Annotated in this window: 14 protein-coding genes; 4 read left to right on the top strand and 10 right to left on the bottom strand. The window is 71.4% G+C overall.

Translation table 11 applies throughout. From position 1 onward, the window contains the following. Positions 1–88 precede the first annotated feature (88 nt). From pyk to pta, 3 genes are all read right to left on the bottom strand, one after another. Entirely contained in the window at positions 89–1,522 is a 1,434-nt protein-coding gene (gene pyk / locus AC07DU_RS09650) for a pyruvate kinase (protein WP_360888588.1), read from the bottom strand. Positions 1,523–1,588: 66 nt separating this feature from the next. After that, positions 1,589–2,809: an acetate kinase gene (locus AC07DU_RS09655; RefSeq protein WP_479110559.1), complete on the bottom strand. Its 1,221-nt coding sequence runs from the start codon at positions 2,807–2,809 to the stop codon at positions 1,589–1,591. A gap of 50 nt (positions 2,810–2,859) precedes the next feature. Then, positions 2,860–4,944 (bottom strand): phosphate acetyltransferase, encoded by a 2,085-nt coding sequence (gene pta / locus AC07DU_RS09660; RefSeq protein WP_479110561.1) that lies wholly within the window; start codon positions 4,942–4,944, stop codon positions 2,860–2,862. Between the two features lie 224 nt (positions 4,945–5,168). Between pta and AC07DU_RS09665 the strand changes: the two genes are divergently transcribed. Continuing rightward, positions 5,169–6,194: an ATP-dependent 6-phosphofructokinase gene (locus AC07DU_RS09665; protein ID WP_360888597.1), complete on the top strand. Its 1,026-nt coding sequence runs from the start codon at positions 5,169–5,171 to the stop codon at positions 6,192–6,194. Positions 6,195–6,207: 13 nt separating this feature from the next. On the opposite strand, the gene AC07DU_RS09670 is transcribed toward AC07DU_RS09665, so the two are convergent. The 5 genes from AC07DU_RS09670 to AC07DU_RS09690 form a co-directional block, all read right to left on the bottom strand. Further along, positions 6,208–6,900: an XRE family transcriptional regulator gene (locus AC07DU_RS09670; RefSeq protein ID WP_479110563.1), complete on the bottom strand. Its 693-nt coding sequence runs from the start codon at positions 6,898–6,900 to the stop codon at positions 6,208–6,210. Positions 6,901–7,187: 287 nt separating this feature from the next. Then, positions 7,188–9,512, bottom strand: coding sequence for a 1,4-alpha-glucan branching enzyme (gene glgB / locus AC07DU_RS09675; RefSeq protein WP_479110565.1), 2,325 nt, complete (start codon positions 9,510–9,512; stop codon positions 7,188–7,190). Next, positions 9,509–10,939 carry a maltokinase N-terminal cap-like domain-containing protein gene (locus tag AC07DU_RS09680; protein ID WP_479030965.1) on the bottom strand — a complete coding sequence of 477 codons (1,431 nt, stop codon included), beginning with the start codon at positions 10,937–10,939 and terminating at the stop codon, positions 9,509–9,511. The genes glgB and AC07DU_RS09680 overlap by 4 nt, the downstream gene beginning before the upstream one ends. 153 nt (positions 10,940–11,092) lie before the next feature. Then, a complete protein-coding gene (treS, locus tag AC07DU_RS09685; RefSeq protein WP_360888609.1) occupies positions 11,093–12,787 on the bottom strand; it encodes a maltose alpha-D-glucosyltransferase in 1,695 nt (564 codons plus the stop codon). Then, on the bottom strand, positions 12,784–14,778 hold the full coding sequence (locus AC07DU_RS09690; RefSeq protein ID WP_479110567.1) for an alpha-1,4-glucan--maltose-1-phosphate maltosyltransferase: 1,995 nt from the start codon (positions 14,776–14,778) through the stop codon (positions 12,784–12,786). Before AC07DU_RS09690 ends, treS begins: the two co-directional genes overlap by 4 nt. Before the next feature lie 772 nt (positions 14,779–15,550). Between AC07DU_RS09690 and glgP the strand changes: the two genes are divergently transcribed. Continuing rightward, positions 15,551–18,187 carry an alpha-glucan family phosphorylase gene (gene glgP, locus AC07DU_RS09695; protein WP_479030959.1) on the top strand — a complete coding sequence of 879 codons (2,637 nt, stop codon included), beginning with the start codon at positions 15,551–15,553 and terminating at the stop codon, positions 18,185–18,187. Positions 18,188–18,287: 100 nt separating this feature from the next. Here glgP and AC07DU_RS09700 read toward each other — a convergent pair whose 3' ends face one another. Further along, on the bottom strand, positions 18,288–20,558 hold the full coding sequence (locus tag AC07DU_RS09700) for a M4 family metallopeptidase (protein WP_479030956.1): 2,271 nt from the start codon (positions 20,556–20,558) through the stop codon (positions 18,288–18,290). 383 nt (positions 20,559–20,941) lie between these two features. Here AC07DU_RS09700 and AC07DU_RS09705 point away from each other — a divergent pair, with 383 nt between their 5' ends. Next, positions 20,942–22,417, top strand: coding sequence for a sugar transferase (locus tag AC07DU_RS09705; RefSeq protein WP_479110569.1), 1,476 nt, complete (start codon positions 20,942–20,944; stop codon positions 22,415–22,417). 24 nt (positions 22,418–22,441) lie between these two features. Here AC07DU_RS09705 and AC07DU_RS09710 read toward each other — a convergent pair whose 3' ends face one another. Beyond that, positions 22,442–23,386 carry a GDP-L-fucose synthase family protein gene (locus AC07DU_RS09710; protein WP_479030951.1) on the bottom strand — a complete coding sequence of 315 codons (945 nt, stop codon included), beginning with the start codon at positions 23,384–23,386 and terminating at the stop codon, positions 22,442–22,444. 209 nt (positions 23,387–23,595) lie between these two features. Here AC07DU_RS09710 and gmd point away from each other — a divergent pair, with 209 nt between their 5' ends. Further along, a complete protein-coding gene (gene gmd, locus AC07DU_RS09715; protein WP_360888627.1) occupies positions 23,596–24,609 on the top strand; it encodes a GDP-mannose 4,6-dehydratase in 1,014 nt (337 codons plus the stop codon). The last annotated feature ends 17 nt before the right edge of the window (positions 24,610–24,626 follow it).

The raw sequence follows: 24,626 nt of genomic DNA on the forward strand, positions 1-24,626 counted from the left end.
CGTACGGCGCACCGGAGGCGAAACACCGAGGGCGGCACCCCGCAGTGATGCGGGGTGCCGCCCTCGGTCCCTGTGCGGCAGAGGTCGGTCAGGCCTGGGGGGCGTCGCCGCCCAGGTGGTGGACCCGGACCATGTTGGTGGTGCCCGGGACACCGGGGGGCGAGCCGGCCGTGATGACCATGGTGTCGCCCTGGTCGTAGCGGCCCAGCTTCAGCAGCTCACCGTCCACCAGGTCGACCATCGCGTCGGTGGTGTCCACGTGGGGGACCACGTACGAGTCGACGCCCCAGCTCAGCGTGAGCTGGTTGCGGGTGTTGACGTCCGTGGTGAAGGCCAGGATCGGCTGCGTGGCGCGGTAGCGCGACAGGCGGCGGGCCGTGTCGCCGGACTGGGTGAAGGCGATGAGCGCCTTGCCGTCGAGGAAGTCCGCGATCTCGCAGGCCGCGCGGGCGACGGAGCCGCCCTGGGTACGGGGCTTCTTGCCCGGGACCAGCGGCTGCAGGCCCTTGGACAGGAGCTCCTCCTCGGCCGCCGCGACGATCTTCGACATCGTCTTGACGGTCTCGATCGGGTAGGCGCCGACCGAGGACTCGGCCGACAGCATGACCGCGTCCGCGCCGTCGAGGATCGCGTTGGCCACGTCGGAGGCCTCCGCGCGCGTCGGGCGGGAGTTGGTGATCATCGACTCCATCATCTGAGTCGCGACGATCACCGGCTTGGCGTTGCGGCGGCACATCTCGATGAGCCGCTTCTGGACCATCGGGACCTTTTCGAGCGGGTACTCGACGGCCAGGTCGCCGCGGGCCACCATGACCGCGTCGAAGGCCGCGACCACGGCCTCCATGTTCTCGACGGCCTGGGGCTTCTCCACCTTGGCGATGACGGGGACCCGGCGGCCCTCCTCGTCCATGACCTTGTGGACGTCCTTGACGTCGCTGGCGTCGCGGACGAAGGACAGGGCGACCATGTCGCAGCCCATCCGCAGGGCGAAACGCAGGTCGTCGACGTCCTTCTCCGACAGGGCGGGGACGTTGACGGCGGCGCCCGGCAGGTTGATGCCCTTGTGGTCCGAGATGACACCGCCCTCGATGACGATGGTCTTGACCCGGGGGCCGTCGACCTCGGTCACCCGCAGTTCGACGTTGCCGTCGTTGATCAGGACCTGGTCCCCCTTGGCGACGTCGCCGGGCAGGCCCTTGTAGGTGGTTCCGCAGATGGACTTGTCGCCCGGGACGTCCTCGGTGGTGATGGTGAACTCGTCACCGCGCACCAGCTCGACGGGACCCTCGGCGAAGGTCTCCAGACGGATCTTCGGACCCTGGAGGTCGGCGAGGACGCCGACGGCGCGCCCGGTGTCCTCGGAGACCTTCCGGACGCGGTCGTACCGCTCCTGGTGTTCTGCCTGGGATCCGTGGCTGAAGTTGAATCGGGCCACGTTCATACCTGCCTCGATGAGCGCTTTCAGCTGCTCATACGAGTCGACGGCGGGGCCCAGCGTGCAGACGATTTTGGAACGGCGCATGGAGCGGATCCTATCGGGTTTGTTTCGCAGTGGAATATTCCGTCTGGTGGAAAGTCCAAGACGTGGCTACGGGGTCACGGTAACGAGCGCGTACGCCTGGGTGGCGATCTCCAGTTCCTCATCGGTCGGGACCACCGCGACGGCCACCCGCGCACCCTGCGCCGACACCAGCCGCGGCCGCGGGGAGCGCGCGGCGTTGGCCTGCGGGTCCAGTACCAGGCCCAGCTCGGCCAGGCCCTCCAGCGCGGCTTCGCGGACCTGGGGGGCGTTCTCGCCGACCCCGGCCGTGAACGCCACCGCGTCCACCCGCCCGAGCACCGCCGAGTACGCCCCGATGTACTTCTTCAGCCGGTGCACGTACGCCGAGAAGGCGAGGCTCGCCGCCTCGTCCCCCTCGCCCGCCCGCCGCAGCACCTCGCGCATGTCGTTGTCGCCGCACATGCCCAGCAGACCGCTCTTCTTGTTCAGGAGCGAATCGATCTCATCCACTGAGAGGCCGCCCACCCGCGCCAGGTGGAAGACGACCGCCGGATCGAGATCGCCCGAACGGGTCCCCATGACCAGACCCTCCAGGGGCGTCAGCCCCATCGAGGTCTCCACGCACACCCCGCCGCGGACGGCCGAGGCGGAGGCGCCGTTGCCCAGGTGCAGGACGATCACGTTCACGTCCTCCACCGGCCTGCCGAGCAGCGCGGCCGTCGCCCGGGACACGTAGGCGTGGGAGGTGCCGTGGAAGCCGTACCGCCGGATGGCGTACTTGTCGGCGGTGGCGGCGTCGATCGCGTACCGCGCCGCGTACTCGGGCATCGTCGCGTGGAATGCGGTGTCGAAGACGGCGACCTGCGGGAGGTCCGCGCGCAGCGAGCGCGCCACCTCGATGCCCGTCACGTTCGCCGGGTTGTGCAGCGGGGCCAGGGGGATCAGCGCGCGGATCTCCGCCAGCACCTCGTCGTCGATCACCGTCGGCCGGGTGAACCGCGTCCCGCCGTGCACGACCCGGTGGCCCACCGCCGCCAGGTCGGGGGAGTCCAGGCCCGTCCCGTCGGCGGCGAGCTCCGCCGCCACGGCCCGCAGCGCGTCCGCGTGGTCCGCGATCGGGCGGAGGGTCTCCCGCTTGCCGCCCTCGGCGCCCGGCCCGGTCAGCGGCTCGTGCACCAGCCGTGAGCCCTCCTCGCCGATGCGCTCCACCAGGCCGACGGCGAGACGGGACCGGTCGGCCATGTCGAGGAGCTGGTACTTGAGCGAGGAGGAGCCGGAGTTGAGGACGAGTACGCGCGATGCGGTCACGATGGGGTCTTTCCCTTTCACGGACGGGGGAGGGGCAGGGGGGAGGGAGGTCAGGCGGTGGGCGCCGGCGCGCCCTGTGCCTGGATCGCGGTGATGGCCACGGTGGTGACGATGTCCTGGACCAGCGCACCGCGCGAGAGGTCGTTGACCGGCTTGCGCAGGCCCTGGAGGACCGGTCCGACGGCGACCGCGCCCGCCGAGCGCTGCACCGCCTTGTACGTGTTGTTGCCGGTGTTGAGGTCGGGGAAGATCAGCACCGTCGCCCGCCCGGCCACCTCCGACCCGGGCAGCTTGGTCGCGGCGACCGAGGGCTCCACGGCCGCGTCGTACTGGATCGGCCCCTCGACGGCCAGGTCGGGGCGCTGCTCGCGGACGATCTCGGTGGCCTTGCGGACCTTGTCCACGTCCGCGCCGCTGCCCGAGGTGCCGGTCGAGTACGAGAGCATCGCGATCCGCGGCTGGACGCCGAAGGCGGCGGCGGTGGCGGCCGACTGGACGGCGATGTCGGCGAGCTGCTCGGCGCCCGGGTCCGGATTGACCGCGCAGTCCCCGTAGACGAGGACCTCGTCGGCCAGGCACATGAAGAAGACCGAGGAGACGATGGAGGCCTCCGGCTTCGTCTTGATGATCTCGAAGGCGGGGCGGATGGTGGCGGCGGTGGAGTGCACCGAGCCGGAGACCATGCCGTCGGCCAGGCCCCGCTGGACCATCAGGGTGCCGAAGTAGTTGACGTCGGTGACCACGTCGGCCGCCAGCTCGACGGTCATGCCCTTGTGGGCGCGGACCTGGGCGTAGTAATCGGCGAAACCTTCCCGCAGGGGCGAGGTCGCCGGGTCGATGATCTGGGCGCCCGAGATGTCGACGCCGAGGTCGCCGGCCTTCTTCAGGATCGCCTGCTCCTCGCCCAGCAGGGTCAGCTCGCAGACGCCGCGGCGCAGCACCACGTCGGCGGCGCGCAGCACGCGCTCCTCCGTGCCCTCGGGCAGGACGACGCGCCGGCGGTCCGCCCGCGCCCGCTCCAGCAGCTCGTGCTCGAACATCATCGGGGTGACGCGCTCCGAGCGGGCCACCGACAGCAGGTCGCGCAGTTCGCCGGTGTCCACGTGACGCTCGAACAGGCCGAGCGCCGTCTCCAGCTTGCGCGGGGTCGCGGAGTTCAACCTGCTCTGCAGGGCGAAGAGTTCCGCCGCGGTGGGGAAGCTGTTCCCGGCGACCGACACCACGGGCGTGCCCGGCGCCAGCTTGGAGGCCAATGTCAGGACCTCCTGGGTGGGGCGCTCGTTCAAGGTGAGCAGCACCCCGGCTATCGGCGGGGTGCCCGAGGCGTGCGCGGCCAGCGCGCCGACGACCAGGTCGGAGCGGTCCCCGGGGGTGACGACCAGGCAGCCGGGGGTCAGGGCGTTCAGGAAGTTCGGCAGCATGGCGCCGCCGAAGACGAAGTCCAGGGCGTCCCGGGCCAGCCCGGCGTCGTCGCCGAGGAGCACCTCGCCGCCGAGCGCCCGGGTGATCTCGGCGACGGTCGGGGCGGACAGCGACTTGTCGTCCGGGAGCACGTAGCAGGGCACGGGCAGCTGGACGGCCAGCCGCTCGGCTATGTCCTCGCGGTCCTGGGCGGCCACCCGGTTGACGACCATCGCGACGACGTGGCAGCCCAGGCTCTCGTACGCCCGGTAGGCGTTGCGGGTCTCCGCGCGCGCGGCCTCGGCCGGCTGCGCGGTGGCGCCCACGACGGGGACGACGACCGCGCCCAGCTCGTTGGCGATGCGGGCGTTGAGCGCCAGCTCGTCGGGCAGGTTGGTGTGGGCGTAGTCGGTGCCCAGGACCAGCATGACCTCGTAGTCGCGGGCCACCCGGTGGTAGCGGTCGACGAGGCGGGAGACGAGTTCGTCGGTGCCCTGTTCGGCCAGGATCGCGGAGGCCTCCTGGTAGTCCATCCCGTGGGCCGTCGCGGCGTCCTGGTCGATCCGGTAGCGGGCCTTGAGGAGGTCGAAGAGCCGGTCGGGTGCGTCGTGGAGCAGTGGACGGTAGACACCGACCCGGCCGGTCTGCCGCGTCAGGAGCTCCATGATCCCCAGTTCGACGACCTGCCGGCCGTCCCCCCGCTCGATACCGGTCACGTACACGCTGCGCGTCACGCCCGCTCTCCGTCCCGTGCTGTGAATGTCTGTTTGATCTCGCTTGACCTCTTGACAATACCTCTGTCGGTAGCTAGGGCGCCGCCCGGGAAAAGGCCCGGCCGGGAGGGCCGAAAGGCCCGCGGGGCGGAGCGGCGGAAAGCGCGCGGCCCCCCGGCCCCGTGGAAGAATCGGACAGGCTTCACCAATACGCCCTTCATATGTACGGCAGGAGACACAGGACGATGCGTATCGGAGTACTCACCGCAGGAGGCGACTGCCCGGGCCTCAACGCTGTCATCCGGTCGGTCGTACACCGCGCCCTGGTCGGGCACGGGGACGAGGTCATCGGTTTCGAGGACGGGTTCAAGGGCCTGCTCGACGGCCACTACCGCCCCCTGGACATCAACGCCGTCAGCGGCATCCTCGCCCGCGGCGGCACGATCCTCGGTTCGGCCCGGATGGAGCGCGCCCGCCTCCACGAAGCCGCCGAGAACGCGCAGGAACTGGCGACGCGCTACGGCATCGACGCCCTCATCCCGATCGGCGGCGAGGGCACCCTGACCGCCTCCCGGATGCTGTCGGACGCCGGGATGCCGGTGGTGGGCGTCCCGAAGACCATCGACAACGACATCTCCTCCACGGACCGCACCTTCGGCTTCGACACCGCCGTCATGGTCGCCACCGAGGCCATCGACCGCCTCAAGACCACCGCCGAATCGCACCAGCGCGTGATGGTCGTCGAGGTCATGGGCCGCCACGCGGGCTGGATCGCCCTGGAGTCCGGCATGGCCGGCGGCGCCCACGGGATCTGCCTGCCGGAGCGCCCCTTCGAGGTGGACGCCCTGGTGAAGATGGTGGAGGAACGCTTCGCGCGCGGCAAGAAGTTCGCCGTCATCTGCGTCGCCGAGGGCGCGCACCCGGCCGAGGGCTCCATGCCGTACGAGAAGGGGGCGATCGACCAGTACGGTCACGAGCGCTTCGCCGGCATCGGCAACCGCCTCGCGGTGGAGCTGGAGCACCGCCTCGGCAAGGAGGCCCGCCCGGTCATCCTGGGTCACGTCCAGCGCGGCGGCACCCCCACCGCGTACGACCGCGTCCTCGCGACCCGCTTCGGCTGGCACGCCGTCGAGGCCGTCCACCGCGGCGAATTCGGCAACATGACCGCCCTGCGCGGCACCGACATCGTGATGGCCCCCCTCGCCCACGCGGTCACCGAGCTGAAGACCGTCCCCGAGAACCGCATGTACGAGGCCGAGTCGGTGTTCTAGGCCGCGTCGCGGCCTACGCCGCACCGCCCGCCACGTGCCAGAAGCGGTCCACGATCCCGACGAGGAACTCCCGGCCCGAGTCACCGTTGCCGGCCTCGCCCTGGCCGCCGCCCCAGCTGAGCGTCGCGACCATGCGCGACTGGTACTCCCCGTGCAGCTGCTCCAGCACGCGCTCCAGGTGGGGCTTGGGGATCGGCAGCAGCTTGCCCAGCGGCTTCACGTACGCCTGCCAGCGCGTGGTCACCGCACTGCGGAGCAGTTCGGCCAGCTCCTCGTGCTTGCCGGTCGCCGTCACGAACTGGGCCAGCGTCAGACCCAGCACGCTCGCGAGGGCGGCGGACTGCCGCTCGTTGCCCCGCCAGCGGCCGGTGTCCTCCATCTTCTGGTACGAGGCCGTGTCCAGGCCGATCCTGCGGGCCAGATCGTCCGCCGCCAGCCCCCGGGAGATCCGGTGCTCCCGGAGGGTGACCGGCTCGGCCAGCAGCTCCCCGGGCGAGCACCACAGGACGCCGGCGAGCGCCGTGAGCTCGACGGAGGAGGGCGATATCTCGCCACGCTCCCACGCCAGCACGGTCTCGGGCGCGACGACGAGTCCGTACTGGGCGCGCAGGCCGTAGGCGACATGTCCGGGAGCCATGCCCAGGGCCGCGCGCAGACGACGCGCGGCGGGGGCATTGAAAGGTGGGCTGGAGTGCACAGGGCACACGGTAGGAGTGGCCAGGCTGCGGCGCCTACAGACCAAACAAACAAGCCCATACCTCGTAGGAACGTCCTATGGAGTGTGGGGGCTTTCGCCGGGTTCTCCGGCGACTGTCCGGTAATCGGTGCGCTCGAAGATCCTTTCCATGGGTACGGTTCCAGCCAATGCCCGTCGACGCAAGAGCCGTCACACTCTCCACACGACGTGAACCGGACACCTCTCCCATCCGTGCACCTTCAAGGGGCCCCCGCATACGGGGGTGGCGGGGGCCCCGCCCGCGCCCGCGGCGGACGCTAGGGCCTGAACCAGAGCGTCGCCAGGGGCGGAAGGGTCATGCGCAGGCTCACCGGGCGGCCCTGCGCCGCCACCGGCTCGGGCCGCAGCGGCTGCGCGTGGTGGATGCCGCTGCCCCCGTACACCTCCAGGTCGGTGTTGAGGACCTCCCGCCACTGCGGGACCTCCGGCGGAACCCCGAGCCGGTAGCCGTGGCGGACCACCGGCGAGAAGTTCGACACCGCGAGCAGCGGCGAGCCGTCCTGCGCGTACCGCAGGAAGGCGAAGACGTTGTCCTCCGCGGCGTCCGCCTCCACCCAGGCGAAGCCCTCCGGCACGCTGTCCCGCTCCCACAGCGCGGGCGCCGCCGCGTAGGCGCGGTTCAGATCGCGCACCAGGGTGCGCACGCCCCGGTGGTCACCGGCCGCCACGTAGGAGTCGTCCAGCACCCACCAGTCCGGCCCGTGCTGCTCCGACCACTCCGAGCCCTGGGCGAACTCCTGTCCCATGAACAGCAGCTGCTTGCCCGGGTGGGCCCACATGAAGCCCAGGTAGGCCCGGTGCGAGGCCCGTTGCTGCCACCAGTCCCCGCCGGGGATCTTGGACACCAGCGCGTTCTTGCCGTGCACCACCTCGTCGTGTGAGATCGGCAGCACGAAGTTCTCGCTGTAGGCGTAGACCATCCCGAAGGTCATGTCGTGGTGGTGGTACTTGCGGTGCACGGGCTCCTTCGACAGGTAGCGCAGCGTGTCGTGCATCCAGCCCATGTTCCACTTCAGGCCGAAGCCGAGCCCGCCGGCGTCCGTCGGCAGCGTCACGCCCGTCCACGCCGTGGACTCCTCCGCGATCGTCACCACGCCCGGGCAGCGCCGGTAGACCGTGGCGTTCATCTCCTGGAGGAAGGCCACCGCGTCCAGGTTCTCCCGCCCGCCGTGCTCGTTCGGGCTCCACTCGCCCTCCTGGCGCGAGTAGTCGAGGTAGAGCATCGAGGCCACCGCGTCCACGCGCAGCCCGTCGATGTGGAACTCCTCGCACCAGTACACGGCGTTGGCTACGAGGAAGTTGCGGACCTCCTTGCGGCCGTAGTCGAACTCCAGCGTCCCCCAGTCCGGGTGCGCGGCCCGCCGCGGGTCCTGGTGCTCGTACAGGGGCCGCCCGTCGAACTCCGCGAGCGCCCACTCGTCACGCGGGAAGTGCGCGGGCACCCAGTCGACGATCACCCCGATCCCGGCCTGATGCAGTGAGTCCACGAGCAAGCGGAAGTCGTCCGGGGAGCCCATCCGCGAGGTCGGGGCGTAGAAACCGGTGACCTGGTAGCCCCACGAGCCGCCGAAGGGGTGCTCGGCGACCGGCATCAGCTCCACGTGCGTGAAGCCCAGGTCCTTCACGTACGCCGGGAGCTGCTCGGCGAGCTGCCGGTACGAGAGCCCGGGCCGCCAGGAGGCCAGGTGCACCTCGTACACCGAGAAGGGGGCCTGGTGCGGGGGCCGGGCCCCGCGGCGCTCCATCCACGCCGCGTCCTGCCACTCGTACCGGGAGGCGGTGACCACCGAGGCGGTCGCCGGGGGCACCTCCGCCGACCGGGCCATCGGGTCGGCGCGCAGGGTGTGGCTGCCGTCCGGGCGCGCGATGTCGTACTTGTAGAGCGCGCCGGCGCCCACGCCGGGCAGGAACAGCTCCCACACGCCCGTCGCGCCGAGCGAACGCATCGGGTGGGCGGTGGAGTCCCAGTACGAGAAGTCCCCGGCGATCCGCACCCCCTGGGCGTTCGGCGCCCAGACGGTGAACCGGGTCCCCGCCACGCCCTGGTGCTCCATCGGCTGGGAGCCCAGCGCCTTCCACAGCTGCTCGTGGCGGCCCTCGCCGATCAGGTGCAGGTCCAGCTCGCCGAGGGCGGGCAGGAACCGGTACGGGTCGTGGACCTCCACCTCGGCGCCGTCGTACGTCACCAGCAGCCGGTACTCCGGGACCGCGCCCAGCGGCAGCAGCCCGGAGAACAGCCCGTCGCCGTCGTCGAACAGCTCGGCCCGCAGACCCTTGGCGACGACGCAGACCGCCTTGGCGTAGGGGCGCAGCACGCGGAAGGTCACCCCGTCGCGCTGGGTGCGGGCGCCCAGCACGGCGTGCGGATCGTGGTGGCGGCCCTCCAGCAGGCGGGCCCGCTCCTCCCCGCCGAGCGCGGGCGCCCGCCGGACCCCGTGGGACGGGGCGGCGCTGCGTGCCCGGGGCGCGCGGGCCTTCTTCGGAGCGGACGCTCCCGCCGGGTCGGCCGCGGGGCCCGGGTCGGCCGGGGCGGTTGCGGCTTCGGCGCGGGCGGTCGGTGACGGCTGTCGTGCGGCGCTCACGCGAGCGGCCTCCTCGGGGGCTTCGGTCGGGGGGTGACCCCCGGGGTGGACGGGGGCATGCGGTGGGCGGGGCGCTGCGGCTCCGAGAGCCGCCGGATCGCGGCCATCGGGACGTGCAGCCAGTCGGGGCGGTGCCGGGACTCGTACCTGGCCTCGTACACCGCCTTGTCGGTCTCGTACGCGCGCAGCAGTACGGGGTCCTCGCGGGGGTCGCGGCCCGTGGTGCGGGCGTAGCCCTCGCAGAAGGCGGCCCGGCAGTCGTCCGCCCAGGCGGGGGCGAACGGCCGGTGGGAGCGGGCGGCGTAGTCGAAGGAACGCAGTATCCCGGCGATGTCGCGGACCGCCGGTTCCGGACGGCGCCGGTCGGCCAGCGGCCTGGCCGGCTCGCCCTCGAAGTCGATCAACGACCAGCTCCCGTCGAGGGTGCGCAGGGTCTGACCCAGATGGAGGTCCCCGTGGATCCGCTGGGCGGGGACCCCCGCCCCCCGGGAGGCGGCCAGCGCGTCGAAGGCACCCCGCAGCCCCGCCTCGTAGGGCCGCAGCGCGGGCACCTCCCGGGCGGTGGCGGCGAGCCGCGCCGTCATCCCGGCGGCCAGCCGGGCGGTCTGCTCGGCGCCGAGCGCGACGGTGGGCAGGGCCGCGGCGAGCGCGCTGTGCACCTCGGCGGTGGCCCGGCCGAGGGCGTGCGCCTCGGCGGTGAAATCGCCCCCGGCGTCGAGCCGGCGCAGTGCGAGCTGCCAGCCGTCGTCGGAGCCGCGCAGATACGGCTGGAGCACTCCCAGGGTCAGCGGCTCGCTGCCGGGCAGCTCGGCCTCGTACCAGGCGACGGGCGCCGGGACGCGGGTACAGCCGGCGGCGGCCAGTGCTCTGGGCAGCTCCAGGTCCGGGTTGACCCCGGGGCCGACCCGGCGGAACACCTTCAGGATGAACGAATCTCCGTAGATCAGCGAGGAGTTCGTCTGCTCGCCCGACAGCGGCCGGGGCGCGAGTGCGGCCGGGATCTCCGTGGCCGGGTCCCGGTCGAAGCGCAGCGGGCCCAGCGCGCCGGGCGAGCGCAGCCGCTCCAGCAGCATGGCCGCGAGCCGGGGATCGCCCAGCGCCTCGTAGACCACCCGGCCGGCGTACGGTCCGTGCTCGGCCCGCCCGATCAGGGTGGGGGCGAGCGCGGGCGGCAGGGACGGGCGGATCCCGAGCAGCAGTTGGTAGCAGTCCCCGTCGACGTCGAGGAGCAGGTGCAGCAGTCCGGGGGTGGAGCCCGGCGGCAGTAGCTCGGCCGCCGAGACGGTCCTGAGCCGGTCGATCGCGCGGCCCTTGCCCGCGAACCAGCGCTGAGCGGGCAGCCAGGCCCTCAGCATCGGTTCCAGCGGGCCGATCCCGGCGGCCCGGTCGGCCGTGAGCCGGCTCCGGGCGGATGCAGCCTCCGACATGGCGTCGCGTCCTTTCCCCGGGCCGTCACAGAATGCGCAGAGTGTCCCGGATGCGCGGCAGTTGCTTATCCGGCATGTGCGAGTGTCGGGTCAGGATGATCCGTACAGGGGCGGGCGCTTGACCCATCCGAGTGACCCGCCCCGTACGCGCGGCTATTCCTTGCGCAGCCGGAACCAGTAGAAACCGTGTCCCGCCAGCGTCAGCAGGTACGGCCACTCGCCGATCGGCGGGAAGCGCACGTCACCCGTGAGCTCCACCGGGACCCGCCCGTTGAACGACTGCAGGTCGAGCTCGGTGGGCTGCGCGAAGCGCGAGAAGTTGTGCACGCACAGCACCTGGTCGTCCCCGAAATCGCGCAGGAACGCGAGCACGGCCGGATTGGACGAGGGCAGCTCGGTGTACGAGCCGAGTCCGAAGGCGGGGTTCGCCTTGCGGATCTCGATCAGCCGGCGGGTCCAGTGCAGCAGCGAGGAGGGCGACGCCGAGGCCGCCTCCACATTGGTGACCTGGTACCCGTAGACCGGGTCCATGATGACCGGCAGGTTCAGCCTGCCCGGATCGCACGAGGAGAAACCGGCGTTGCGGTCCGGGGTCCACTGCATCGGGGTGCGCACGCCGTCGCGGTCGCCCAGCCAGATGTTGTCACCCATGCCGATCTCGTCGCCGTAGTAGAGGATCGGCGAGCCGGGCAGGGACAGCAGCAGGGCGGTGAACAGCTCGATCTGGTTGCGGTCGTTGTCCAGGAGCGGGGCGAGCCGGCGCCGGATGCCGATGTTGGCCCGCATCCGCGGGTCCTTGGCGTACTCGGCGTACATGTAGTCGCGCTCTTCGTCGGTGACCATTTCGAGGGTGAGCTCGTCGTGGTTGCGCAGGAAGATGCCCCACTGGCAGCGGTCCGGGATCGCCGGAGTCTTGGCCAGGATCTCGGAGACCGGGTAGCGGGACTCTCTTCGGACGGCCATGAAGATGCGCGGCATGACGGGGAAGTGGAAGGCCATGTGGCATTCGTCCCCGCCCTTCGCGTAGTCCCCGAAGTAGTCGACGACGTCCTCGGGCCACTGGTTGGCCTCGGCGAGCAGCACCGTGTCCGGGTAGTGCGCGTCGATCTCCGCGCGGACCCGCTTGAGGAGCTGGTGGGTGCGGGGCAGGTTCTCGCAGTTGGTGCCCTCCTCCGCGTAGAGGTAGGGCACGGCGTCGAGGCGGAAACCGTCGATGCCGAGGTCGAGCCAGAAGCGCAGGGCGGAGACGATCTCCTCCACCACGGCCGGGTTCTCGTAGTTGAGGTCCGGCTGGTGGGAGAAGAAGCGGTGCCAGTAGTACTGCTTGCGCAGCGGGTCGTACGTCCAGTTCGAGGTCTCGGTGTCGACGAAGATGATGCGGGCGTCCTGGTACTGCTTGTCGTTGTCGGCCCACATGTAGTAGTCGCCGTAGGGGCCCTCGGGGTCCTTGCGGGACTGCTGGAACCACTCGTGCTGGTCGCTGGTGTGGTTCATGACGAAGTCGATGATCACCCGCATGCCGCGCTGGTGTGCGGCGTCCACGAACTCCACGAAGTCGGCGAGGTCGCCGAACTCGGGGAGCACGGAGGTGTAGTCGGAGACGTCGTAGCCCCCGTCGCGGAGGGGTGAGGCGAAGAAGGGCGGCAGCCAGAGACAGTCGACGCCGAGCCACTGGAGGTAGTCCAGCTTGGCGGTGAGCCCCTTGAGGTCCCCGACGCCGTCGCCGTTGCTGTCGTGGAAGGAGCGGACGAGGACCTCGTAGAAGACGGCCCGCTTGAACCAGTCGGGATCGCGGTCCTTGGCGGGGGTGTCCTCGAACGTGTCGTGGACGGGGTCGTTGATCATCATGTGGTGGGTGACCCTCCGGTGGGCGGGGACGGTCGCAGAGCCGCCAGTACGTGCGCGGGCGTGCGGCCCGGCTCTAGGCGCACGTAGTTGGCCCTGCCCCAGTGATAGGTCTCGCCGGTGAGCTCGTCGCGCACCGCGAGGGACCCGTGCCAGTCGAGGCCGAGTACCGGCATGTCCAACGAGACCGTCGCCTCCTGGGTGTGGTGCGGATCGAGGTTGACGACCACCAGTACGGAATTGGCTCCGGCATGCTTCGAATAGGCGATCACCTGTTCGTTGTCGGTCGAATGGAAGTGCAGGTCGCGCAGCTGCTGGAGAGCGGGGTGCTGGCGCCGCACCCGGTTGAGGGCCGTGATCAGAGGGGCGATGGTGCGGCCCTCGCGCTCGGCGGCCGCCCAGTCTCGGGGGCGCAGCTCGTACTTCTCGGAGTTCAGGTACTCCTCGCTGCCCTCCCTGACCGCCTCGTTCTCGCAGAGCTCGTAGCCGGCGTAGACGCCCCACGTGGGGGAGAGGGTGGCGGCGAGCACCGCACGGACCTCGAAGGCGGGGCGGCCCCCGTGCTGGAGGTACGCGTGGAGGATGTCCGGGGTGTTGACGAAGAAGTTCGGCCGCATGACGCAGGCCGAGGGGGTGGCCGCGAGCTCGGTCAGGTACTCGGTGAGCTCGGCCTTGGTGTTGCGCCAGGTGAAGTACGTGTACGACTGCTGGAAGCCGACGGCGGCGAGCGCGCGCATCATCGCGGGCCGGGTGAAGGCCTCGGCCAGGAAGATCACGTCGGGGTCGGTCTTGTTGATGTCCGCGATCACCTTCTGCCAGAAGACGACCGGCTTGGTGTGCGGGTTGTCGACGCGGAAGATGCGGACGCCGTGCTTCATCCAGTACCGCAGGATCCGGCAGGTCTCCGCGACGATGCCGGGCATGTCGGTGTCGAAGTGGATCGGGTAGATGTCCTGGTACTTCTTCGGCGGGTTCTCGGCGTACGCGATCGTCCCGTCGGCGCGGTGGCGGAACCACTCCGGGTGCTTCTCCACCCAGGGGTGGTCGGGGGAGCACTGGAGGGCGAAGTCCAGGGCGATCTCCAGCTGCAGCTCGCGGGCGCGCGCGACGAAGGCGTCGAAGTCCTCGATCGTGCCGAGCTCGGGGTGGACGGCGTCGTGCCCGCCCTCGGTCGAGCCGATGGCCCAGGGCACACCGGGATCCCAACTCCCGGCCGACAGCGTGTTGTTCGGCCCCTTGCGGTGGGTGGACCCGATGGGGTGGATGGGCGGCAGGTAGACGACGTCGAAGCCCATCTCGGCGATCGCGGGCAGCCGCTCGGCGGCGGTGCGGAAGGTCCCGCTGACGGGGGTGCGCCCGGGCTCCACCACCGCGCCCTCGGAGCGCGGGAACATCTCGTACCAGGAGCCGAACAGGGCCCGCTTGCGCTCCACGAGCAGGGGCAGCGGCTTGGAGGAGGTGACCAGTTCCCGGTAGGGGCGCCTGGCGAGCGCCGCGTCCACCGCGGGATCGAGGGCGACCGCGTAGCGTTCCGCGGCCGGCCGGTCCTCGTCCCGCATGATCTCCGCCGCGGCCAGCAGGGCCTGGCGGCCGTCGCGCTTGGGGATCCGGGAGCCGGCCCGCGCGTAGAGCTCCGCGCCCTCCAGCAGCACGAGCCCGGTGTCGATCCCCGCGGGGATCTTGATCGCGGCGTGGGACCGCCAGGTGGCCACCGGGTCGCTCCAGGCCTCGACGGCGTACGTCCACCTCCCCTCGACGTCGGCGGACACCCGCGCCCCCCACCGGTCGGTGCCGGGGGCGAGCTCGCGCAGGGGCACGGGGGGCCGCAGCCGCCCGCTCGGATCTCTCAGGACGAGGTGGGCGGAGACCGCGTCGTGTCCCTCGCGGAACACGGTGGCGGAGATCTCGAAGACCTCGTCCACGACCGCCTTGGCGGGTCTGGTGCCGCAGTCGACGGCGGGGCGGACGTCCAGCACGGGAATGCGACCGATCATGATGGGATCACCTGGGGGCAGTTCGCAGGGCTCGGTGACAACAGGCCAACCGGTATCACGGCTGGTAGTGCACGCTCATTTCGCTCTGTTTCTAGCCGCTCGGAAGACGGCTGGGCTGCGGGCATGGCCGCTCCTGTCCGCGTTCACTCGGGTGGCGGGGAGAGGGTTTGTAAGCGGGTGCGCCGTGCGTGTACGACGTGTACCCGGGGAGCCCTTCCCACTCTCGTCCGGCCCAATCCGCGCCTTCGGTCAACTACTCGTACGTAGGGCGTGACTCGTCCACGGCCCCGGATCGACATCCGGCGCGGCTGCGTCAACTCCGCCGGGGCCAAGGGGCGTGGGGACGCGCACCACCCGTCCCACCAGCCGCTCGGGCCCCTGTGGAGAGCGCAGTACGGGCCGCAGGGGGCGCAGTGGCCCGTTGTCCCGGGTGGCGGAATCGGCCACGGGTGCGGGGCGAGGAGGCTGGAAACATATGGTCGGAAAGGTCCTCGGCGCCGACGCCGGACCCGCCCGCCCCGTCCGTCCCGGGAGGGGCGCACGGGGCTCCCGTGAGGGTCACCCGTTCGCTTGTCGCCGGCGGCGACGGCCCGGTTGACGCCGTCACGCCCCGGGGCGCGGGAGCACGCTCCCCTTGACGCCCGGTACCCCGAGCACACCGGCGGCGCCATGGCCGCGGGGAAGGGTGCTCGCTAGCCTTCCGGGGGTGATGCGTGGACGCACAGCGTGGTGCGACCGCTCCGACCCGCGATCCCCTGCGAAGGTGGAACACGTGAAGGCTATCCGTCGATTCACCGTGCGCCCCGTCCTCCCGGAACCCCTGTCGCCGCTCGCCGACCTCGCGCGCAATCTGCGCTGGTCGTGGCATACCGAAACACGCGAACTCTTCCAATCCGTCGACCCCGAGGGCTGGCAGGCCGCCGGGGGCGACCCCGTCCGGCTGCTCGGCGCCGTCTCCGCGGCCCGCCTCGCGGAACTGGCCGCCGACCGCCGGTTCCTGCGGCGGCTCGCCGTCGTCGCCGCCGACCTCGATGACTATGTGAACGGCGGGAGGTGGTACCAAGCGCAGCAGTCCGAAGGCGCCCTGCCCACCGCCATCGCCTACTTCTCCCCCGAGTTCGGCATCACCGCCGCACTGCCCCAGTACTCCGGCGGCCTCGGCATCCTCGCCGGGGACCACCTGAAGGCCGCCAGTGACCTCGGCGTCCCGCTCATCGGTGTCGGGCTGCTCTACCGGCACGGCTACTTCCGGCAGTCGCTGTCCCGCGACGGCTGGCAGCAGGAGCACTACCCCGTACTCGACCCCAACGAGCTCCCGCTCGCCCTGCTCCGCCAGGGCGACGGCTCACCCGCCCGCGTCTCGCTGACCCTGCCCGGCGGGCGCGCCCTGCACGCCCACATCTGGCAGGCCCGCGTCGGCCGGGTGCCGCTGCTGCTCCTGGACTCCGACGTCGAGGACAACGACGCCGTGGCCCGCGAGGTGACCGACCGGCTCTACGGCGGCGGCAGCGACCACCGGCTGCTCCAGGAGATGCTGCTGGGCATCGGCGGCGTCCGCGCCGTCCGCCTGTACTGCGGCCTCACCGGCCACCCCGACCCCGAGGTCTTCCACACCAACGAGGGTCACGCCGGCTTCCTCGGACTCGAACGCATAAGGGAACTGGAGAGGGAGCAGGGGCTCGGCTTCGACGCGTCGGTGGAGGCGGTCCGCGCCGGGACCGTGTTCACCACGCACACCCCCGTGCCCGCCGGGATCGACCGCTTCGAGCGGGCCCTGGTCGCCCGCCACTTCGGCGAGGGCGGGGAACTGCCCGGCGTGCCGGTCGAGCGGATCCTGGAACTGGGCGCCGAGACCTATCCCGGGGGCGATCCCGGGGTGTTCAACATGGCCGTGATGGGACTGCGCCTGGCCCAGCGGGCCAACGGGGTGTCCACGCTGCACGGGGCCGTCAGCCGGGAGATGTTCGCCGGCCTGTGGCCCGGCTTCGATCCGGCCGACGTGCCCATCACCTCCGTGACCAACGGCGTGCACGCCCCGACCTGGGTGACTCCGGAGGTCGTGCGGCTCGGCGCCCGCCAGATCGGCGCGGGCCGCACCGAGGACGCCCTGTCGGTGGGCGGCTCCGAGCGCTGGGACGCGGTCGCCGAGATCCCGGACCAGGACGTGTGGGACCTGCGGCGCGTGCTGCGGGAGCAGCTGGTGCAGGAGGTGCGCGACCGGCTGCGGGCCTCGTGGCGCCAGCGCGGGGCCGCCGCGGCCGAACTGGGCTGGGTGGACTCGGTACTCGACCCCGACGTGCTCACCATCGGCTTCGCCCGGCGCGTGCCCTCGTACAAGCGCCTCACGCTGATGCTGCGCGACCCGGACCGGCTGCGCAGGCTGCTGCTGGACCCGGACCGGCCGGTGCAGATCGTGGTGGCGGGCAAGGCGCATCCGGCCGACGACGGCGGGAAGCGGCTCGTGCAGGAGCTGGTGCGGTTCGCGGACGACCCGCGGGTGCGGCACCGGATCGTCTTCCTGCCCGACTACGGCATGGCCATGGCGCAGAAGCTCTACCCCGGCTGCGACGTCTGGCTGAACAACCCGCTGCGGCCGCTGGAGGCGTGCGGGACCAGCGGCATGAAGGCCGCGCTGAACGGCTGCCTCAACCTGTCCGTGCTGGACGGGTGGTGGGACGAGTGGTTCGAGCCGGACTTCGGCTGGGCCATCCCGACGGCGGACGGACTCGGCGCCGACGAGGACCGGCGTGACCACCTGGAGGCCGGCGCCCTCTACGAGTTGATCGAGAACCGGGTCGCGCCCCGCTTCTACGACCGGGCCGGCCGGAGCGGACTCCCCGTGCGGTGGATCGAGATGGTCCGGCGCACCCTCGCCTCCCTGGGGCCGAAGGTGCTCGCGGGGCGGATGGTGCGGGAGTACGTCGAACGGCTCTACGCGCCGGCCGCGCTCGCGCACCGCACCCTCACCCCCGAGGCGGCGCGCGACCTCGCCTGGTGGAAGGGCCGGGTCCGGGCGGCCTGGCCGCGGGTGTCGGTCGAGCACGTGGAGGCGCTGGCCGCGGCTCCCGTGAACGGCACCGCCGAGCTGGGCGCCACGCTCACCCTGCGGGTGCAGGTGGCCCTGGACTCGCTCGCGCCCGAGGACGTGGAGGTGCAGGCCTTCGCCGGGCGGGTGGACGCCCAGGACGTGATCCGGGACGGGCGCAGCTTCCCGCTCAAGCCGGCCGCCGGGCCGGACCTGGACGGGCGCTGGGTGTACGAGGGCCCCCTCGCCCTCGACCGCACGGGGCCCTTCGGCTACACGGTCCGCGTCCTGCCCACGCACCCGCTGCTGGCCACCCCGGCCGAACTGGGACTGGTCGCGGCTCCGGTGGACACGGACGCGGGAGGCGGAGTGCTGCTGCGGTGATTCCGCGGCGCCCATGGGACAGGGCCGCCCGGGGAGGTCTTCTCCCGGGCGGCCCCGTGTCTATCTGCTCAGCTGTCCTTCACAGCACCCTCGGTGAGGGTCAGAAGGTGAGCTTCCAGCTGTCGATCTTGCCGGTGTCGATGCTCGCGTTGTCGTTGACCCGGAGCTTCCAGACTCCCTGGGCCACCTCGGAGGAGGCGTCGACCGTGTAGGCCTTGACGATGTTGTCCGCGCTGCCACCGGAGCGGTTGTGCAGGTTGTACACGGTGCCGTCGGGGGCGACGAGGTCGACCTTCAGGTCACCGATGTAGGTGTGGAGGATGTTGACGTCCACCTTGAGGGTGCTCGGCGCGTTGCCGGTGCGGTTCACGGTGATCGGCGACTCGACGGTCGCGTTGTCCGCGATCGCGTAGTCCGTGGTGTTCTCGAAGACGGTCTGCTGGCTCGTGCCGACCGTCCAGGTGAACGCCGCGGTGCCGGTCTGGTTCTGCGAGTCCTTCACCGTCACGGTCACGTTGGACGTGCCCGCGGTGGAGGCCGTACCGGAGATCAGGCCGGTCGAGGCGTTGATCGACAGGCCGGCCGGGAGGCCGGTCGCCGAGTAGGTCAGGGCACCGGCGTTGGTGCTGGTGGCTTGGATCTGGAGGCTGACGGCGCTGCCCGTGACGGTGTTCTGGTTGCCCGGGTTGGTGACCGAGACACCGACCTGGATGCGCGGGCCGACGTTGATGGCCGCCCAGGCGTTGGCCGCGTTGTTGTAGGTGGCCGAGCCGGCGCCGTAGAGGTCGGCGGCCGCCTGCAGGGTGGCCACACGGGCCGCCGCGTAGTCGGTGTTCGACCGGAACAGACCGGTGGTCAGCGCGCGGAACCAGATCTTCGAGGCGGCGTCGCGGCCGATCGCGGTGACCGGGAGGCCGTCGGAGGTCGGCGAGTCGTAGCTCACGCCGTTGACGACCTTGGCGCCCGAGCCCTCGGAGGCCAGGTAGTACCAGTGGTTGGCCGGGCCCGAGGAGTAGTGGACGTCGATGGAGCCGAGGCCCGAGTACCAGGCGTCCTTGGACGAGCCGTCCTTGCTGGGCTTGTCCATGTAGCGCAGCGGGGTGCCGTTGCCGCGGATGTCGATCTTCTCGCCGACCAGGTAGTCGCCGACGTCCTGCGGGTTGTTGGCGTAGAACTCGACGGCCGCCGCCATGATGTCGGAGGTCGCCTCGTTCAGACCGCCGGGCTCACCGGAGTAGGTCATGTTGCCGGTGACCGAGGTCAGGCCGTGGGTCATCTCGTGCGCGGCGACGTCGGTGGAGGTGAGCGGCTTGACGTTGCCGTCACCGTCTCCGTACGTCATGCAGAAGCAGCTGTCGCTCCAGAAGGCGTTCACGTAGTTGTTGCCGTAGTGGACCCGGCTGTACGGGGCCACGCCGTCGTTGCGCAGGCCGTTGCGGCCGTGCACGTTCTTGTAGTAGTCCCACGTGACCGCGGCGCCGTAGTGCGCGTCGGCGCCGGCCGTCTCCAGGTTCTGCGGCGTGTTGTTGCCCCAGATGTCGTCCGGGCCGGAGAAGAGCGTGCCGGTGCCGGAGCCGGTGCCGTGGTTGAGGTTGTAGGTCTTGTGGCTGCCACGCGCGGCGTCGGTCAGGTTCCAGGTGCTGCCCGACTGCGTGGAGCCCAGGGTCACCTGGCCGCTGTACATGGTGTTGCCGGTGCCGGTCTCGATGGCCTGCCACTCGGTGATCTTGGCGCCGGTCTTGGCGTCGGTCACCACGTGCAGCTCGTTCGGCGTGCCGTCGTGCTGGAGGCCGCCGACGACGGTCTCGAACGCGAGGACCGGAACGCCCGAGGCCGCCCAGATCACCTTGCGGGCGCTCTTGGAGGCCTTGAGCTCCTTGGAGCCCTCGGCGCCGGCGGCGGCGACGGCCTGGCTCTCGGCGGCCGCGGGGGTGACCGAGGCTTCGGTGTCCGCGACCTTGATCGCGTGCTGGGTCGCCTTGGTCACGCTCTTGGTGACGCCGTCCTTGGCGTGGACCGTGAGGTCACCGCCGAGGACCGGGAGTCCGTTGTAGGTGCGCTCGTACATCGTGTGCGTGGTGCCGTCGGCGTCCTGGACGACCTCGCGGACGACGAGCTGCTCGCCACCGCCCAGGCCGAGCGCCTTGGCGGCCTGCGCGGTGGTCGAGTTGGCCTCGGCGAGGAGCGTCGCACGCTCCGAGGCGCTGAGGGTGCGGTTGGCCGCGCCCGGGTTGGACTTGACGGCCGTACGGGCCTCTGACGCGGTGGCGTCGGCGGTGGCGGTACCTGCCTGTATGCCTACGGCGAGCATGGCTGCCGCGGCAACGAGTGCGCCGGCCGCGGTGGCACGCCGCTGGGGGGTGGACCTCAACGCAGACTCCTTCTGCAAGGGGGGTTCCGGATGGCTGGGTAGGGCCTCCGGGCAGAACAGTGCTGGTGCGAAGAACGGTCGAAGATTGCCACTTGCGGAGCCGAATGTCAGGGCCGCGTCAAAGGATTGGCCGGAAATCGTTCGTTGTTCGAAGATACGTATCCGGTATGCGGACCATTCACCTTCGTGTGCGAGAGGGGGGGGCCGGCATTCGGAAGTGCCCATACCGGTTGCTAACGCTTGGGCAAAGAGAGGCCGTATTGCCCCGAACGGCATTTGCCGTACTGGTGTTTGTCGTACTGTTTGCCGGTGCGGCAGATGTTCGTTGCCTGGGGAAGCCATGGACGCCCGCCACAGTCGTTGACCACGTGCCAGGGGGGCCCATGAGGCATGTCCATTTTCCTGCGCAAAGAGTGGCTCGTACCGCCGTGGGGTCCGCAGCGCCCGTACGGCGCCTCGGGGACAAGGCCCGTTGGTACCGCCCGGCCGCCGTCGCCGCCGACTTCCTCGGAGCCGCCCTCCCGGTCGGGCTCGTCTTCGAGGCCGCGCAGCAGGTCAGGCCGCTCTTCTGCGCCCTCGCCGCCGCCGTGGCGTGGACCGGCGTGCAGGCGCTGCGCCGCCGGTACGCGTCCCGCGTGCTCGGGGAGTCCCGCGGTGTGCTGCCTGTCGTGCACGACTGGCTGATTCTGATCGGCGTACTGGCCGTGGCGCGCGTGGTGACCGAGGAGGACACCCCCCGGCTGTCGGCCATCGGGGCCCTGCTGCCCGCCCTGCTCATCACGGTCGCCTGCCACAAGCTGACCTACCGTCACCTCTCGGCCGCCCGCCGCGAGGCCCAGGCCGTCAGCCGGGTCCTGGTCGTCGGCGAGCCCGACGCGGCCGAGGAGGTCATCGCCCACCTCTCCGCCCGCACCGACCACCCGTACGTGGTCGTCGGCGTGGTCCCGGTCGGCGGCGGGTCGCTCGTCAGCGGCGTGCCCGTCGCGGCCCGGCTCGACGCCGAGCCGCCCTCGGCCGCGGGCGGCGACGCCGCGGCCGTGCTCGGCGCCGTCGCCAGCCACCACGCCGACCTGGTGCTGGTGGCCCCGGGCGTGCGGATCGCGGGGGAGCGGCTGCGCCGGGTCGCCTGGGCCCTGCACGACGCGGGGCTCGAACTCGCCGTCTTCACCGGGCTGGTGGAGGTCTCCGTCAAGCGGCTGGAGACCCTGTCCGCGGGCGGGCTGGCCGTGCTGCGGGTCGCGCCCCCGGTCAGCCGCGGCGTGCAGACCCTGCTCAAGTCGGCCCTGGACCGGGTGGGAGCCGCGGCCGGGCTGCTGCTGCTCTCGCCGCTCTTCCTCGGCATCATCGTGGCCATCCGGACCGGCTCGCGCGGCCCGGCGTTCTACCGCCAGCGGCGCATCGGCCGCGACGGGGTCCCCTTCGTGATGTGGAAGTTCCGCACCATGGTCGTGGACGCCGACGCGCGCAAGGAGGAGCTGAGCGGGGCCAACGAGAACGACGGCCTGATGTTCAAGATCCGCCGCGATCCCCGCGTGACCCGGGTGGGCCGGCTGCTGCGCCGCACCTCCCTGGACGAACTGCCGCAGCTGATCAACGTATTGACCGGCCACATGTCGCTGGTCGGCCCGCGTCCGCCGCTGCCGGAGGAGGTGGCGCTCTACGACGAGGTCGAGCTGCGCCGGCTCACCGTGCGGCCCGGGATGACGGGGCTGTGGCAGATCAGCGGGCGCTCCGACCTGTCGTGGGACGAAACGATTCAGCTGGACCTGCAGTACGTCGACAACTGGTCGTTCACCAGTGACGTCGACGTGATGGGCCGCACGCTCCGCGCCGTCGTCGACGGTCGCGGAGCCTACTGAAGGGGGCCGTGGCCGCCCGTGCGTTCAGCTCTGCCCGCGCCACCACGCGTACGTGGCGGCGACGCCCTCCCGCAGCGGGATGCCGGGCTTCCAGCCGAGCGCGGTCAGGCGGCCGACGTCCAGCAGCTTGCGCGGGGTCCCGTCCGGCTTGGAGGTGTCCCAGGCGAGGCGGCCGCGGAAGCCGGTCACCTCGGCGACGGTCTCGGCCAGCTCCTTGATGGTCAGGTCCTCGCCGCAGCCGATGTTGACGGGCTCGTCCCCGTCGTACGTCTCCAACAGCACGGCGCAGGCGGCGGCCAGGTCGTCCACGTGCAGGAACTCCCGGCGCGGGGTGCCCGAACCCCACAGGGTGACCTCCTCGCGGCCCTCGGCGGCGGCCTCGTGGAAGCGCCGGATCAGGGCGGGCAGGACGTGCGAGGACTCCAGGTCGAAGTTGTCGCCGGGACCGTAGAGGTTCGTGGGCATGGCCGAGATGTACGAGGCCCCGTACTGCTTGCGGTACGACTGGACCTGGACGATGCCGGCGATCTTCGCGAGGGCGTAGGCCTCGTTGGTCGGCTCCAGCGGGCCCGTCAGCAGGGCGTCCTCGCGGATGGGCTGCGGGGCGAGCTTGGGGTAGATGCAGGAGGAGCCGAGGAACAGCAGCCGGCCCACGCCGGCGGCGTGCGCGCCGCCGATCACGCTGAGCTGGATCTGCAGGTTCTCCTCCAGGAACTGCACCGGGTAGGTGCTGTTGGCCATGATCCCGCCGACCTTGGCGGCGGCCAGCACGACGGCGTCCGGGCGCACGTCCTTCAGGTACGCCGCGGTCGCGGCGGCGTCGCGCAGATCGAGGTCGGCGCGGCCCCGGGTGAGCACCTCGTGGCCGTCGGCGGTCAGCCGCCGGGCGACCGCGGACCCCACGAGGCCGCGGTGGCCCGCGACGAAGACGCGGGCGTTCGGGGGCAGGAGCGGCAGCGAACTTGTCATACCGCCGATGATGCCAGTCCGCTCCCGCGGGGGACGCGGCAGTCCGGGCGCAGCAGTCCGGGCCCGGGCGGCCGCGAGCTCACCCGGGGGTCCGGGGCCGTACTTGGGCGGGCCCGGCGTGTACGGTACGCATCCGGCCCACGGGCCACCACGGGCGCGCAGGGGAAGCGCGCCCGGCACCACGAACAACGCATCCCAGGGGGACCCGTATGGGCAAGACCGCACTCATCACCGGCGTCACCGGGCAGGACGGCTCGTACCTCGCCGAGCTCCTGCTCTCCAAGGGCTACACGGTGCACGGGCTCGTGCGGCGGTCCTCCAGCTTCAACACGGAGCGCGTCGACCACATCTACCAGGACCCGCAGACCGCCAACCGGTCCTTCGTCCTGCACCACGCCGACCTGTCCGACGGCGTGGCCCTGGTGAACCTGCTCCGCGAGATACGCCCCGACGAGGTCTACAACCTCGGCGCCCAGTCGCATGTGCGGGTGTCCTTCGACGCCCCGCTCTACACCGGCGACGTCACCGGCCTCGGCGCGCTGCGGCTGCTGGAGGCCATCCGGGCCAGCGGCGTCGACACCCGTATCTACCAGGCCTCGTCCTCCGAGATGTTCGGCGCCACCCCGCCCCCGCAGAACGAGGGCACCCCGTTCCACCCGCGCAGCCCGTACGGCGCCGCGAAGGTCTTCGCGTACTGGACCACGGTGAACTACCGCGAGGCGTACGGCATGTTCGCCGTCAACGGGATCCTCTTCAACCACGAGTCCCCGCGCCGCGGCGAGACCTTCGTGACCCGCAAGATCACCCGCGCGGTCGCCCGCATCAAGGCCGGTCTCCAGGAACACCTGTACCTCGGCAACCTCGACGCGGTGCGAGACTGGGGCTACGCGCCCGAGTACGTGGACGCCATGTGGCGGATGCTCCAGCAGGACGAGCCCACCGACTACGTCGTCGCCACCGGAGTGGCCGCGACCGTCCGCGAGTTCGTCGAGTCCTCCTTCGGCCACGCCGGTCTCGACTGGACCGAGCACGTGCGCTACGACCCCAAGTACGAGCGCCCCAGCGAGGTCGACGCCCTCATCGGCGACGCCTCCAAGGCCCATGAGCTGCTCGGCTGGAAGCCGACGGTCCTGGTGGCGGAACTGGCCCGGATCATGGTGGACGCCGACATCCGCCAGGTGCAGGACCAACTCGCGGGCGTGACGGTCCGTATCGACCGCTGAGGCCTTATATTTCCCCT

The organism is Streptomyces sp. NPDC045695, from assembly GCF_056432025.1.